The organism is Vogesella sp. LIG4 (assembly GCF_900090205.1).
In the GTDB taxonomy this organism is placed as follows: Bacteria; Pseudomonadota; Gammaproteobacteria; order Burkholderiales; family Chromobacteriaceae; genus Vogesella.
In genome coordinates, this window is the sequence record NZ_LT607802.1 from 2,230,353 (window position 1) to 2,244,239 (window position 13,887).

14 protein-coding genes and 1 tRNA gene are annotated in these 13,887 nt (G+C 62.4%); 5 read left to right on the forward strand and 10 right to left on the reverse strand.

Going from position 1 to position 13,887, the window contains the following annotated elements; genetic code table 11:
* Window positions 1–102 precede the first annotated feature (102 nt).
* The gene (gene kynU, locus PSELUDRAFT_RS10470; RefSeq protein WP_088966797.1) at window positions 103–1,353 is read right to left on the reverse strand and encodes a kynureninase; all 1,251 of its coding nucleotides are present in this window, start codon (window positions 1,351–1,353) and stop codon (window positions 103–105) included.
* A gap of 191 nt (window positions 1,354–1,544) precedes the next feature.
* On the opposite strand from kynU, the gene PSELUDRAFT_RS10475 reads away from it, so the two are divergent.
* Both PSELUDRAFT_RS10475 and PSELUDRAFT_RS10480 read left to right on the forward strand, forming a co-directional pair.
* Window positions 1,545–2,006 carry an Lrp/AsnC family transcriptional regulator gene (locus tag PSELUDRAFT_RS10475; RefSeq protein ID WP_088966798.1) on the forward strand — a complete coding sequence of 154 codons (462 nt, stop codon included), beginning with the start codon at window positions 1,545–1,547 and terminating at the stop codon, window positions 2,004–2,006.
* 116 nt (window positions 2,007–2,122) lie between these two features.
* Window positions 2,123–2,824: an ABC transporter substrate-binding protein gene (locus PSELUDRAFT_RS10480; RefSeq protein ID WP_088966799.1), complete on the forward strand. Its 702-nt coding sequence runs from the start codon at window positions 2,123–2,125 to the stop codon at window positions 2,822–2,824.
* A 137-nt stretch (window positions 2,825–2,961) separates the two neighbouring features.
* Here PSELUDRAFT_RS10480 and PSELUDRAFT_RS10485 read toward each other — a convergent pair whose 3' ends face one another.
* Both PSELUDRAFT_RS10485 and lysA read right to left on the reverse strand, forming a co-directional pair.
* Complete coding sequence (locus PSELUDRAFT_RS10485) at window positions 2,962–3,747, reverse strand: ABC transporter substrate-binding protein (RefSeq protein WP_088966800.1); 786 nt, start codon at window positions 3,745–3,747, stop codon at window positions 2,962–2,964.
* Between the two features lie 96 nt (window positions 3,748–3,843).
* Complete coding sequence (gene lysA, locus PSELUDRAFT_RS10490; protein ID WP_088966801.1) at window positions 3,844–5,229, reverse strand: diaminopimelate decarboxylase; 1,386 nt, start codon at window positions 5,227–5,229, stop codon at window positions 3,844–3,846.
* 75 nt (window positions 5,230–5,304) lie between these two features.
* On the opposite strand from lysA, the gene PSELUDRAFT_RS10495 reads away from it, so the two are divergent.
* Window positions 5,305–6,234, forward strand: a complete 930-nt coding sequence (locus PSELUDRAFT_RS10495; RefSeq protein WP_088966802.1) for a LysR substrate-binding domain-containing protein — start codon at window positions 5,305–5,307, stop codon at window positions 6,232–6,234.
* A gap of 12 nt (window positions 6,235–6,246) precedes the next feature.
* Here PSELUDRAFT_RS10495 and PSELUDRAFT_RS10500 read toward each other — a convergent pair whose 3' ends face one another.
* The 4 genes from PSELUDRAFT_RS10500 to PSELUDRAFT_RS10515 all read right to left on the reverse strand — a co-directional run bounded on the left by PSELUDRAFT_RS10500 (window position 6,247) and on the right by PSELUDRAFT_RS10515 (window position 9,758).
* Window positions 6,247–6,627: a nuclear transport factor 2 family protein gene (locus PSELUDRAFT_RS10500; protein WP_088966803.1), complete on the reverse strand. Its 381-nt coding sequence runs from the start codon at window positions 6,625–6,627 to the stop codon at window positions 6,247–6,249.
* Window positions 6,628–7,130: 503 nt separating this feature from the next.
* Window positions 7,131–7,979: a glycosyltransferase family 2 protein gene (locus PSELUDRAFT_RS10505; protein ID WP_088966804.1), complete on the reverse strand. Its 849-nt coding sequence runs from the start codon at window positions 7,977–7,979 to the stop codon at window positions 7,131–7,133.
* Window positions 7,980–8,724: 745 nt separating this feature from the next.
* The gene (locus PSELUDRAFT_RS10510; protein ID WP_157725089.1) at window positions 8,725–9,117 is read right to left on the reverse strand and encodes a hypothetical protein; all 393 of its coding nucleotides are present in this window, start codon (window positions 9,115–9,117) and stop codon (window positions 8,725–8,727) included.
* 551 nt (window positions 9,118–9,668) lie between these two features.
* A tRNA-Ser gene (locus PSELUDRAFT_RS10515) sits at window positions 9,669–9,758 on the reverse strand.
* Between the two features lie 118 nt (window positions 9,759–9,876).
* On the opposite strand from PSELUDRAFT_RS10515, the gene PSELUDRAFT_RS10520 reads away from it, so the two are divergent.
* Entirely contained in the window at window positions 9,877–11,028 is a 1,152-nt protein-coding gene (locus tag PSELUDRAFT_RS10520; RefSeq protein ID WP_197693850.1) for a pyridoxal phosphate-dependent aminotransferase, read from the forward strand.
* Between the two features lie 124 nt (window positions 11,029–11,152).
* On the opposite strand, the gene PSELUDRAFT_RS10525 is transcribed toward PSELUDRAFT_RS10520, so the two are convergent.
* The gene (locus PSELUDRAFT_RS10525) at window positions 11,153–12,037 is read right to left on the reverse strand and encodes a hypothetical protein (protein ID WP_088966807.1); all 885 of its coding nucleotides are present in this window, start codon (window positions 12,035–12,037) and stop codon (window positions 11,153–11,155) included.
* A gap of 1 nt (window position 12,038) precedes the next feature.
* Window positions 12,039–12,608, reverse strand: a complete 570-nt coding sequence (locus PSELUDRAFT_RS10530) for a LemA family protein (protein ID WP_088966808.1) — start codon at window positions 12,606–12,608, stop codon at window positions 12,039–12,041.
* 81 nt (window positions 12,609–12,689) lie between these two features.
* On the opposite strand from PSELUDRAFT_RS10530, the gene PSELUDRAFT_RS10535 reads away from it, so the two are divergent.
* Window positions 12,690–13,559 carry a Rossmann-like and DUF2520 domain-containing protein gene (locus PSELUDRAFT_RS10535; RefSeq protein ID WP_088966809.1) on the forward strand — a complete coding sequence of 290 codons (870 nt, stop codon included), beginning with the start codon at window positions 12,690–12,692 and terminating at the stop codon, window positions 13,557–13,559.
* Here PSELUDRAFT_RS10535 and PSELUDRAFT_RS10540 read toward each other — a convergent pair.
* Window positions 13,546–13,887 (reverse strand): hypothetical protein, encoded by a 342-nt coding sequence (locus PSELUDRAFT_RS10540; protein WP_088966810.1) that lies wholly within the window; start codon window positions 13,885–13,887, stop codon window positions 13,546–13,548. The genes PSELUDRAFT_RS10535 and PSELUDRAFT_RS10540 overlap by 14 nt on opposite strands.

The following is a 13,887-nucleotide window of genomic DNA, read 5'->3' on the forward strand; positions in this document are numbered from 1 at the left end:
GGCGTAGAGAGGAAACCACCATGCGGCCAACCCTGGGCGGCTGCAATAAAAATGCCGCTCATTGCTGAGCGGCATTTTCGCGTTTACGTGCTGGCTACAGGCTCAGGTCACCGAGGCGCGCTGGTGGAATTCGGGGCGATCCCAGCTGCCGCTGTCCAGGATGTCGCGCAGCACTTCCACCGCGTCCCAGATGTCGGCATGGCCCAGGTACAGCGGGGTGACGCCGAAGCGCAGCACTTCCGGCTCGCGGTAGTCGCCGATCACGCCGCGGGCGATCAGCGCCTGCATCACCGCGAAGCCCTGCGGGTGGCGGTAGCTGACGTGGCTGCCGCGCTTGCCATGTTCGCGCGGGGTGATCAGCGTCAGCGGGTGTTGGCCGCAGCGCTGCTCCACCAGCTGGATGAACAGGTCGGTGAGCGCCAGCGACTTGGCGCGGATGTCGGCCATGTCGGCTTGCAGCGCCACGTCCAGCCCGCATTCCACCATCGCCATCGAGGTGATCGGCTGCGTGCCGCACAGGAAGCGGCGGATGCCGTGCGCCGGCTGGTAGTTGTCGGTCATGGCGAACGGGCGGTTGTGGCCCCACCAGCCGGACAGCGGCTGCCAGAAGCGGTCCTGGTGGCGCGGCGCCACCCAGATGAAGGCCGGGGAGCCCGGGCCGCCGTTCAGGTATTTGTAGGTGCAGCCCACGGCGAAGTCGGCGTCGGCGGCGTTCAGGTCCACTTCCACTGCGCCGGCGGCATGCGCCAGGTCCCAGATCACCAGCGCGCCGCGCTGGTGTGCCAGCGCGGAGACGGCGGCCATGTCGTACATGGCGCCGGTACGGTAGTTCACGTGCGACAGCGCCAGCACCGCCACGTCGGCATCCAGCGCCTGCTCCAGCGGCAGCGCGTCGTCGATCAGGCGCAGCTCGTAGCCCTGCTGCAGCAGGTCGATCATGCCTTCGATCATGTAGATGTCGGTGGGGAAGTTGTCGCGCTCGGACACGATGACGCGGCGCTGCGGCTGGGCCTGCTGCTGGATGCGGATGGCGGCGGCCAGGGCCTTGAACAGGTTCAGCGAGGTGGTGTCGGTAACCACCACTTCGTTTTCGCCGGCGCCGATCAGCTGGCCCAGCTTGTTGCCCAGGCGGCCGGGCAGCTCGAACCAGCCGGCAGTGTTCCAGCTGCGGATCAGGCCCACGCCCCATTCCTGCGCCACCACTTCGGCACAGCGCGACATCGACGCCTTGGGCTGCGCGCCCAGCGAGTTGCCATCCAGGTAGATGACGCCCTGCGGAATGTTGAATTGCTCCTTGAACGAAGCCAGCGGGTCGCGGGCATCGGCGGCCAGGCAGTCGGCACGGGTCAGCATGTCTGTGTTCCTCTTTACGTAGATGCCGGCGGCGCCGGCTGCTGCAATTGTTCGGTGCGTTGGCCGCACCGCTCTCCACACCAAAATCGTAGCACCGCGGCAAGTTTGGCTGGTTGCAAACTTGACTTGTGAAACGGCGGTTTTTCGCAAATCATGCAGTGGTGAGGTGAATGTAAGAAAGGATCTTGCGTATGCAACTGGATGCCATCGATTTTCGCATTATGACCGCGCTGCAGGCCAATGGCCGGCTCAGCAACCAGGACCTGGCCGACAAGGTGGCGCTGTCGCCATCGGCCTGCCTGCGGCGGGTACGCACGCTGGAGGAAAACGGCCTGATTCGCGGCTACCACGCGCGGCTGGACGCGGTGCAGCTGGGTTACGAGCTGGAGGCCATCGTGCACGTGACGGTGGATCACAGCCACCCGGACTGGCACGAAGGGTTCTTGAAGCAGGTAACCGAGTTCGACGAAGTGGTGGCCGCCTACGTGGTGAGCGGCGCCAGCAACTATGTGCTGCACATCCGCGCCAAGGGGCTGACGGCGTTTTCCGGCTTCGTGGTGGAAAAGCTGAACAAGCTGCCGGGCATGCGCGACATCTGTTCCTACATCGTGATGAAGACCATCAAGGACAAGTTGGCCGAATTGCCGCTGTAATATTCGATATAAATTTCCGTATATCGTATGTTTCTATAAAAGCAGAGTGGCGGGGCAATGATGGTGAGCATATCCGGCTGGGCAGGGCGGATGGTGGCTGTACTAGGCTGCAGCCTGTGGTTGGCGGGGGCGGCGCAGAGCTGCTGACACACAGCACCGATGGCCAGGTGGCGTATCGCAATGGCCAGCTGCATGGCTTGCCGCATGGCGGCAAGCGCGCCTTCTTTGTGGAGTTGCTGTTACAGCTGCAGCAGGAGCTGCAACTGCATGTGGCGGTACGCGACGTGCCGCTGGCTCGCGGCTGGCAGATGCTGCAGGTGCAGCCGCAGGTGGCGCTGTTCAATCTCAGCCGCACCCTGGCCCGCGAACCGCTGGCCCGCTGGGTGGGGCCGATCTGGCAGGAGGCGGACTACTTTTACGAGCGCTCGGCCTACCCCACCGGCGTTACCCGCCTGGAAGAGGCGCGCTTGCTGCCGGTATGCGTGCTGAACGGCAATGTGCATGATCATCTATTGGCCCAGCTGGGTTTCAGCCAGCTGTCGCGCAGCAACAGCTACGAAGGCTGTTTGCAGATGCTGGTGGCGGGCAGGGTGGAGCTGGTTGTTTCCTCCAGCCTCGATATCGACCGCAAGCTGCGCAACGCCGACATCAACCCGCGCGAAGTCAGCCAGCTGCCGGTGGTGGTGAATAGCGACGACGGCTACATCGCGCTGTCCGCCGCCACACCGGAGCAGGAGGTACGCCGCTGGCAGGCGGCGCTGGACAAGCTGCGCCGCAATGGCGTGTACCAGCAGCTGTACCAGCAGTTTGCCGAGTAGCGCCGCACTCCCCGGTTACGGTTCCCTCCGCAGGCAGGTGGCACTGCGACTGATTGTCGGTTTCCCTGCGCAGAGCCCGGCCCAAATGCACAAGGCCCTGCCGGCTGGGCAGGGCCTTGCTGTTGCGGCATGGGCTATCAGTAAATATCGCGCCCGAAGTACTGCACGCTGAGTTTCTTGAAGGTGCCGTTGGCGCGTACCGCGGCAATGGCCTTGTTCAGGCGCGCCACCAGCTCCTTGTCTTCCTTGCGCACCGCCATGCCGGCGCCCGCGCCCAGCACTTCGCGCTCGGCGGCATTGTCGCCGTTGATAGACGGGCCGACGAAGGCAAAGCGCTTGCCCTGTTCGCTCTTGAGGAAGCCGGCCTCAACCTGCAGCTCGTCCTGGAAGCTGGCATCCAGCCGGCCGTTCATCAGGTCGGCATAGGCCTTGTCCTGGTCTTCGTAGCGCACCACGTCCATGCCGCGCGGCGCCCAGAACTTGCTCAGGTACATGTCGGCGGTGGTGCCGCGCTGCACGCCCACGTGCTTGCCGTTCATGCCTTCCGGGGTGAACTTGAGCGGGCTGCCCTTGGCCGCGATCATGCGCTGCGGGGTGCGGAAATAGCGCTCGGTGAAGGTGACCGTTTTGGCGCGCTCGCTGGTGATGGTCATCGACGAGATGATCAGGTCGTATTTCTTGGCGATCAGCCCGGGGATGATGCCGTCCCAGTCCTGGTTGATCAGGCTGCAGCGCGCCTTCATCTCCTTGCACACGGCGACGGCAAGGTCGGCCTCGAAGCCGATGATCTGGCCGCTGGGGTTCAGCGATTCGAACGGCGGGTAGCTGGCATCGGTGCCGATGCGCAGGTTGCCAAGATCGGTGGCGCCCGCCTGCAGGGCAATGCCGGACAGCAATACGGCACACAGGGTTTTCAGCTTCATCACGACTCCTCCGGTTTGTAGTAACAGCTTTTTATTCAGGTGATGGTGTTGCAGGTATTGCCGGCGGCGACGGGGCCGCCGCCAGCGAAAGCAGGCTCAGCCCAGGTCGCGCTCCAGCCGTAGCATGTCGTCGAACTGCTCGCGGCGGCGCACCAGCCGGCAGTGGCCGCCGTCGTCGATCAGCACCGCGGCGGCGCGCGGCTGGGCGTTGTAGACGGTCTGGGTTTCCAGCTGGTAGGCGCCCACGTCGAGGAAGGCCAGCACGTCGCCGCTGGCGCTGCTGTCCGGCAGCAGGAACTGCTCGCCCAGCGGGCCCTGGCGGAAGTAGTCGCCGCCGTCGCACAGCGGGCCGCCCAGCTTTACCGCCTGGCAGTGGCTGGCGGTTACCCGGCTGGCGTTGTAGACGTAGAAATACCAGTCCTTGTAATCGGGAATCACATTGAAGCCGGCATCCAGCATGCGCCATTGCACTTGGCCTTCCACGCTGCCGTCCTCGCGCAGCAGGGTCTTGTGCTTGCCGCTGACAATGCCGGTGAGCAGCAGCGCGGCGCTGCCCACTACCTTGCGGCCGGGCTCGATGCAGATTTCGATGTCCTGGCGCCAGGCATGCACTTCGCGGATCACCGCCTGCGCAAACTCGCTGGCGCCGATCTGCGGCTGCATATTGTCCGGCCCGCCGGCACCGCGGTCGCTGGCATAGCGATACGGCGTGGGAATGCCGCCGCCGACGTTGATCATGTCGAAGCGGATGCCCAGTGTGGCTTCCAGCTGGCGGGCGGTATTCACCAGCACGCGGCTGGCGGCGGCGAAGGGCTCCGCATCCGGCACCTGGTCGCCCACGTGCATGTGCAGGCCGCACAGCCGCACATAAGGCATCTCCAGCGCCTGGCGGCACAGCCGCTCGGCATCCGCCAGGTCCACGCCGGACTTGGCGCGGAAGGCGGTGATCAGCCCCTCATGGGTGGCGGCCTTCACGTTCGGCTCCACCCGCAGGCAGATGCGCACCGGCAGTTGCAGCTGCCGGCTGATGCGGTCGATGGCGGCCAGCTCCTGTTCGCTGTCCACATTGATGGCGTGCAGCTGCTGGCGGATGGCGAAATCCAGCTCCTCGTCACGCTTGGCCACGCCGTTGTAGACGATGTCGCTGCCTTGAAAGCCCGCCGCCAGGCAGCGGCGGATCTCGTTGACCGAATTGGCCTCCACGCTGATGCCTGCCTCGCGTACTACCTGCAGCACCGCCAGCAGCGAGCAGGCCTTGGAGGCGTAGCAGATGCGGGTGTTGCCGTGCGTCGCGAACGCCTGCCGGATTTCCGCGATATTGCGGCGCACTTCCGGTGCCGAGTAGACAAACAGCGGCGTATCGAATGTGGCCGCCAGCGCCGGCAGCTCAACGCCCTCGAACGCCAGCTGCCCACCACTGGCGCTCAGGCGGCGGTCATGCTGTAGGGTATATTGCCGTTGGGAATCGTATTCGTGGTACATGCGGGCTCCGTAGGCTGGCGCTGTGTATTGAGCAACATACGGAAATAGCCTAATTTGTACGAACGAATTATTGGCATGAAGCTATTCCATACCGTCATGAACGAGACCCACCATCTTCCCGCCCTTACCGCGCTGCGCGCCTTCGTTACCGTGGTGCAGGCTGGCAGCTTTACCGAGGCCGCGCGCCGGCTGTGCCTCACCCAGGGGGCCATCAGCAAACAGATTCGCCTGCTGGAGGAGCATTACGGCACGCCGCTGCTGCAGCGGCAGAGCCGCCAGGTGCAGCCCACGCCATCCGGCCGCGTGCTGCTGCCGGTGGCGCAGGACGTGGTGGAGCGGCTCAGGGAGGTGGAGCGCAAGCTGAAGACGCAGACCGACATCCTGTCGCTGCAGGTGTATGTCAGCTTTGCCGTGCGCTGGCTGATGCCGCGCCTGGGCAGCTTCTACCAGCAACACCCGCTCACCCAGCTGCGCATGGAAAGCATGGTGTACGAACCGGCCGAACTCGACCCTGGCGCCTCCCAGGCCTACATCCTGTTCGGGCGCGGCAGCTGGCCGGAGATGCGGGCGGAACTGCTGCTGCCGGAGCTGCTGAGCCCGGTGTGCGCACCGTCCATGCTGCAGGGCGAGCATGCGCTGCGCAGCCTGGACGCGCTGCGCGGCCATACCCTGTTTCACACCACCAAGGATTACGAGGAATGGGAAGCCTGGCTGGCCACCCAGGGCGTGCATTCGCTGGCACAGTACAAGCACCAGGTGGTGGACCTGCACCACCTGGCCTGGACTGCCGCCGCCAGCGGGCTGGGGGTGGCCATCGGCGATATGGCGCTACTGCAGGAGGAACTGCAGCAAGGCCGGCTGGTGCGCCCGTTCGAACACGTGCTGCACACCGGCGCCGGCTACTACCTGGTGTACCCGGACAGCTATGCGGAACATCCCGGCCTGCAGGCGCTGCTGTCCTGGTTGCGGGAACAGGCGGCGGCTAGCGCGGCGGTATTGGCATAGCCGGGCGGCAGGCTAGAACATGCCGTGCTGGTTGGGCATCGCCGCCGGTTGCGGCTGGCCGATATCCCACAGCTCGGCAATGCGGCCATGCTCGAAACGGAAGATGTGCACCACGGCCAGGGTCAGCGCCATGGCCGGCAGGTGGACACGCGAATGCACCGCCACCAGCTCCCCCTCGGCAATGACTCTTTGCACCTCGAAAGTCTTGTCCGGGTGCTGCCGGGCGTTGTCGCGCATCGCGGCCTGCAGCGTGGCGCCATCGCCGGCAAAGCCGGGGTTGTGATGCCGGAAGTTGGCCGCAGCAAAGCGCGCAAAGGCTTCATCGACCTGGCCGGCGGCGGCCAACTGCAAAAAGGCAACCGCGGCTTGCTTGGGGCTGGCAGGGGTGGTCATGGCGTTTCCTTGGGGAGTGCGGATACGATATGTTTCTTTATACAGTGGCGCTGCAGGACGAAGGTGTCGGCATACGCGACGGGCAGGGTTGGGCGGGGAGCGGGGCAGGGGCAGATCTGTGGCAGAACAGCAAAAGCCCCTGATTTCTCAGGGGCTTAGGTATTTGGTCTGGCGGAGAGAGAGGGATTCGAACCCTCGGTAGGCTCGCACCTACGCCTGATTTCGATTTTGGTTGCAAATGCAACATATTCATAAGGTTAGGTGTTTTCTTCCTCTAAAAAAACATACTGTTATCACGCCTAAAGCCCAATGAATATGTAGTTTGTATTTGTTGCTTTAGATCATTTTTCCTGCCTTGTTGGTCAGACGGCTGCCGACCCAAAGCAGCTGTTACCGACATGAAGACGTGGACGTTCACGAATGAGAGAGTAACTGGTCTTGTTCTGGGCTGAGTACCAAAGCCCACCGGTTGCAAGTGGCCTTGCTGACCGAATAGTAGGGCCTTAAACAGATTGAGAATATCCTGCCAATAGGGCCTCATACTGAATCTTTGCCAACGTACGCTTTAGGTATGTTGGATGGTTTGGAATGAACGGCGATGGGGCAAGGCAGATGTTGTATTTCTTTGCTAAAAGTCGATTCCCAAGTCCATAACGTTGGAATCGTTTGATGAATGCTCCGGTGTCTTCCTCAAAATCGTGATGGACAATTGCGCTGTGGACAAAAGCTAGTCTTCCTGACCCAAACAGGCGAAATCCAAGGTCGATATCTTCACCTGCAGCAAGAGGAAAAGACTCATCAAACCCTCCCACAGCAAAAAAAGATGCACGATGAATACATGCTGAAGCAGTAATCAGATAAAGCGGCTCCTCGTCTTCAGCAAATTGTGGAAACAAGATTTCTTGAGAGTCGTAATACCTTCCTAGCAGACGATTTGTACTCGACTTCACTCGACCGGCCATTCCGATGACATCACCAGAAGCACGCTCAAATTCAAGTAGGGCATCCCTTTGAACAATGCAGTCACTATCAAGGAACCAAATCCACTCACCGCGCGATGCTTGAGCACCAGCGTTACGCGCAGCCGCAGGCCCAGGTGTATGGCAACTAACGATTGAGACAGGGTATGGCATTCCCGGTAATGAGAGAGGGGATTGAGAAAGGTTATCAACAACTACAACCTCTTTGGGCAATTCGGTTAAGTTTGCAATCGACCTCAGTAGCCGAATCACCCCCGGCTGATTATCACGAACCGGGATAACAACAGAAACTTCTCCAGCTCTCAATCGTGGGGCGTGAAGGTGCAGTGTTCGCTCTGGACGGAACGTTATCCATGAAGAAGGGGCAGTCATAATTAGTCGAAGTAAGGAATTTTTAATGCTATTTGACTATTATGCAGCAAGACTTCACACCTCGCACATAAACTACCAAATCGTGCGAGAGCCACTCTTCTGAAATGTTAAGTCAGCTGAACGAATTTTTATGATTTTGGCATGGTTTGGGTGCTAAACATAGTCTCGAAGATCCGCTGAGTGACGAATTGCTCAATGACTGCTCCTGGCTGTAAGCAGACCTATCCGCTGCGGGGGATCGGCATTTTTGTGGATTTGTTGACTGGCTAGAAGTCAGGAAACAAATTCATGAAAATCAGTGCCTTGCGCGACTCCCACGAAGTGTTTTTTTAGATTAATAAGACTGACTTTAGAACGAAGGCAGGGACGGAAACCGGTGTTTCCGGGAAAGGGAAAAACAAAAAAAGCCCTTGATTTCTCAAGGGCTTAGATGTGTGGTCTGGCGGAGAGAGAGGGATTTGAACCCTCGGTAGGCTTGCACCTACGCCTGATTTCGAGTTAGGTGGCAAATTCAATATTTTCAGTAACTTATCCGATTTTTTTTTTCTACAAAAATGCTTTGTAATGAGCTGTTACAGCCTTATTTTGCTAGGGTGTGGCTGTTTTTTGTAGAAGGGTGGGCATGCCTTCTGTAGTGGAGGCCGTATCGGCCGAGAATCTTCTGTCGGCAGCTTGCGACCCATAGGCGACGGTCGGCGTTTTAGGAAAGCGGACGATTAATGTAGAGGTAACCGGCCTGCGCGGTTTAGGGCTCGATGACAAGCTGCACCTCTCGGACGCCAGCCCCGGACGGGCCATAGCGCTTCTTCACTGTGGCACCCCGCGTGAACGAGGTGGACTCAAGAATGGGGGTGATGACTTCGACTAGCCGATCGGCGCTTGGCCCGTACATGTACAGATAGCCGTCGCTTCCATCGACGGCAACTTCATTTCCATCGTATTCGCCAATACCAGCCTTGGAGATCGCCTTCTCCAATTGATCCTCAAGCTCAAACAAACGCTGGAGGTTCTTTGAGTCGTACTTGAAGTGAACGATGACAGCCTGCTCACTTGCAGCATGAGAAGGAGAGGCGGCGCTGGCTGCCGACATGGCGGCGATTGAACAGAGTATGCCCGCGATTGTGGTTCGAATACGCACTCTCAAGCCCTAACGTAAAATAGACGACGTTACAGCCGCATAACACTGGCAGAGTACTGTATATCCTGACAGCAGAGCAGCCAGGAAGCCTTGCAGATACAGGTGATCAGAGATTCCGGCAATATCTACGAGAATATGTGGCAGTCATACGTGGTGCAGCCTAATGACGTAGGAATTGTGCCAGCCACACTCTCGGCTGTCATCCAGTGAGCATCCCTTGCTTACTGCCGTGTTGAAGCAACTTCCCCGGCGTCCACTCCTGGCCGATAGCTGCCATGATAGCGCATTGGCATGACTGATAAGAACTTAAGAGCGAGTGATTGGGTGCATGCAAAGCATTGATTTTTCTCGTTGTCTGTGCCGGCTGCATGCTCCTGACTGATTTTCAGCGAACAATTTCTTGAAAATCAAAGCGTTGCAAGGTAGTCGCGATCGGTTTTTGTAGAACTTTTGTAGATTTTGTAGAACGGAATCAGGGACGGAAACCGGCGTTTCCTGGGGCGAGAAAAACAAAAAAGCCCTTGATTTCTCAAGGGCTTAGATGTGTGTACTGGCGGAGAGAGAGGGATTCGAACCCTCGGTAGGCTCGCACCTACGCCTGATTTCGAGTCAGGTACATTCAACCACTCTGCCACCTCTCCGCGACAGGCTGCGCAGTATAGATTCGACCCTTGTGGCTGTCAACCGCCACTTTGCTGCGGCATACTGCTTGGCCAGCGGCCATGACGGGCTGCTGCTAAAGGGATGGAAAGGGAAGCAGTGAAACTATCGAACAGGTTGGCTGCCATCGCACCGTTCCAGGTGATGGCGATTCTGGAGAAGGCGCGGGCGTTGCAGGCGGCCGGGCATGACGTGATTCACCTGGAAGTGGGCGAGCCGGACTTTGCCACGCCGGATGCCATCGTGGAGGCCGGGCGCGCGGCGCTGGCGGCCGGGCATACTTTCTACACCGCGGCGCAGGGTTTGCCGCAGCTGCGCGCGGCGATTGCCGATTTCTACCAGCAGCGCTTCGGGGTGGCGGTATCGCCGGAGCGCATCATCGTCACGCCGGGGGCCTCCGGCGCACTGCAGATTGCGCTGGGGCTGCTGGTGGAGCAGGGCGATGGCGTGCTGATGCCTGATCCTACATACCCCTGTAATCGCCACTTTGTCAGCCTGCTGGGCGGGGTGCCGCAGACGGTGGCGGTGGATGCTTCCACCCGCTACCAGCTGCTGGCCGATGCCGCTGCTGCCAACTGGCAGGCCAACACCGTGGCCGCCATGGTGGCCACGCCGGCCAACCCCACCGGCACGGTGCTCAGCCGCGACGAGGTGAGCGATCTGGCGGCGCTGTGCCGCGATAAGGGCGCGGCGCTGATTGTGGACGAGATCTACCAGGGGCTGACCTACGGCGCGGATTCGTTCAGCGCGCTGTCGCTGGCGGACGATGTGTTCGTGATCAACAGCTTTTCCAAATATTTCCAGATGACCGGCTGGCGCCTGGGCTGGCTGGTGGTGCCGCAGGATTGCGTGGAGCCGGCGCTGCGCCTGGCGCAGAACTTGTTCCTGTGCCCGCCGGCGGCGGCGCAGCATGCGGCACTGGCGGCGTTCCAGCCCGATGTGCAGGCGCTGCTGGAGGCGCGCCGTGCCGAGTTTGGCCGCCGCCGCGACTACCTGCTGCAAGAATTGCCCAAGCTGGGCTGGAACATCGATTCGGTGCCGGATGGCGCGTTCTACATTTACGCCGATGTGTCGGCAGTGACCGATGACAGCTTTGCCTACTGCCAGCGCATGCTGGACGAGGTAAAGGTGGCGATTACGCCCGGTGCGGATTTCGGCAGCCACCGCGCCGGCCAGCATGTGCGGGTGGCTTACACCACCGGTATCGAGCGGCTGGCGGAGGCGATTGCGCGCATGCAGCGCGTGCGCTAGGCCGCAGGGGGAGTCGGCGCAAGCAAGGGCGTGGCCGCAGGCCACGCCCTTGTTCGTATTGCAGGGTCTTGCGGGAGGCGCGTCGGCTTGCGGCCAACGTTGGCCGCAAGCTGGTGGCTGCAAACTAGTGGGCCAGGTGGCGCACCACCGTCAGCGCGGCAAAGGTGGCTATGGCGGCGTGGCTCCACGCCAGCCGCTGCATGCGGCGGGCGATGCTGCGCGGTTCGCGCCAGCTGATGATGAAGGGGCGGCTGTCGGGCGGGCGCTGCAGCTGGCTGCTGGCCGGGGCGGCGGCCAGCTCGCGGTGCATGCGCTCCACCTCCTGGTGCGCCGTCTGGCGGGCGACTTCCCATTCTTCTGCCGACAGCTGGCCGTCGCGGTTGCTGTCGAAGCGGTGCCTGAGGTAGGCCGGGTCTGCCTTCCACTGGTTCAGGGTCAGTTGCAGGTCCTGGCGGTAGTCATCGCGCTGCAGGCTGTTGCCGCTGCTGCGCATGTCGCCCAGCACGTACAGCGGGTCGCCGGCGGCGATCCAGTGTTCGATATACAGGTACTCGTCCTCGCGCCATTGCGCGCGGTGGCGGCACTCTACCAGGGCGCCGACCGGGTAGACGCTGATCTCACCATGCTGGTCCAGCAGGCGGAACACATCGTCGCTGCGCTGCGTTTCACTGCGTTGCCGGCGGCGCTCGCGGCCCTGGTAACGGCACTCGGCGCGATACCACAGGCAGGGCAGGTGGCCGTACGGTGTCAGCAGCGGCTGGCCGGCGGGGGCGCCGGCGTGGCCGTAGCACTCGGTATAACCTTGCGCGGCGGCGCGGGTGCTGGCGGTGGGGGTGTCCGCCACGTGGCGGTAGTAGCGGTAGAAGCCGGCCCACAGCAGCAGGCCGCCCAGGCTGGCCACGGCGAGAAAGGGCAGCGGCTGCGCCCAGCCGGACATCCACCACCAGGCCAGTATCAGCAGCGGGTAGGGCAGCAGGGTGCCCCAGCCATATTCCAGCAGCGCGCGCATATCAGCGGCTGAACAGCTTGTGCACGTCCACGTCGCGTTTTTCCGCCTCGGCAAAGCGCAGCGGCCTGGCGCTGCGGAAGCCGCAGCTGTTGGCGATCAGCACATCCGGAAACTGCTCGACGCGCACATTGTTGTTGTTCACCGCTTCGTTGTAGAGTTCGCGGCGGTCGGCGATGGCCTCCTCCAGCTGGCTGATGCGCTGCATCAGGTGCTGGAATTGCTGGTCGGCCTTCAGCTCCGGGTAGGCTTCGGCCACCGCGAAGATGCGGCCGGTAAGGCTGCGCAGTTCGCTTTCCAGCTCGCCGATGCGGCCAACATTGGCCGCACGCGCCGCCTCGGACAGCATGGCACGCGCTTCCATTACCTGGCTCAGGGTGTTCTGCTCGAACTGGCTGTAGTGGCGGCATACGTCCACCAGCTTGGGCAGTTCCTCGTTGCGCTGCTTCAGCAGCACGTCGATATTGGCCCAGCTCTTGGTGACCTCGTGCTTCAGCCGTACCAGGCCGTTGTACAGCGCTACACCATAGAAGAACAGCACGGCGAAGGCGGCCAGAAACAGGATCAAGGGCATGGTGGTCTCCGTTGGATAGACAGCCATCGTCAGTGGCACGGGTGCCACTGTCAAGCCGGCGGCATGCACAAGGAATGAAACATGCTAACCCTCAATATCATCGGTGCCGGTCGCCTGGGCAAGACCCTGGCGCGGCTGGCGCAAGGCAGCGGGCAGTACCGCGTCGGTGCGGTGCTGTGCCGCAGCCTGGCGGCGGCGCAGCAGGCTTGCGCCTTCATCGGCGGCGGCGAGCCGCGTGACAGCCTGCAGGCGCTGCCTGCGGCCAACCTTACCCTGCTGGCGGTGCCGGATGGCGCCATCGCCAGTGTGGCTGCCGAGCTGGCGGCCCGCGGCGCGCTAGCGGCCGGCAGCGTGGCGTTTCATGCCAGCGGTGTGGGCGAGGCCAGCTTGCTGGCGCCGTTGGCCGCGGCCGGCGTGCACTGCGCCAGCCTGCACCCGGCGTTTTCCTTTGCCGATCCGGCGCGGGCGGTGCAGGGTTTTGCCGGCACCCGTTGTGCGCTGGAGGGCGATCCCGCGGCCTTTCCCGCCTTGCGCGATTTTGCCTCTGCCATCGGCGGTGTGCCGTTTGCGCTGGCGCCGGGCGGCAAGGCCGCCTACCACGCTGCGCTGTCTATCGCCTCCAACTACCTGGTAACGCTGCATGATCTGGCGGCGCGGGTGGCTGCACAGGCCGGCATGAATGAAGACATCGCCGCCGCGGTGCTGGGCGGGCTGATGCGGCAGACGCTGGAAAACACCCTGGCGCTGGGGCCGCAGGCGGCGCTGACCGGCCCCATCGCCCGTGGCGATGCCGGCACGGTGGCCAGGCATCGCGCGGTGTTGTCGGCGGCGGATGATGTGCTGTACTGCGCACTGGGGCAGGCGACGGCAAGCTTGGCCGCAGGCCGGCTGGATGCGGCGGCGCAGGCGGCGCTGGGCCGGGTGTTGCAGTCGGGGTTCAGGGCGGAGTAAGCGGGGTGGTGAGCGGGTCGGGCGGCGCCTGGCGGTAGCCCTGGCGCAGCAGGCTGGCGATCAGCCATTGCGGCCCCTGGCGCGCCAGCCAGATATTGCGTGCCAGGTAGGCCAGGCCGACCAGCAGGATTTCCATATCGCGGCTGGCCAGCAGCAGCCCGGCAAACACAAATTCGGACAGCAGCAGCCAGCGCGCGTGCCAGGCCAGGCCTTCACTCAGCGCCCACAGCGTGGGCGTGATGCAGGCCAGCCAGTTGAAGCCGCTGTTTACCTGCCGCTCGGGCAGGGTGGGGTGGTAGAAACGCAGCTGATTGCTGTCTGTCGGCAT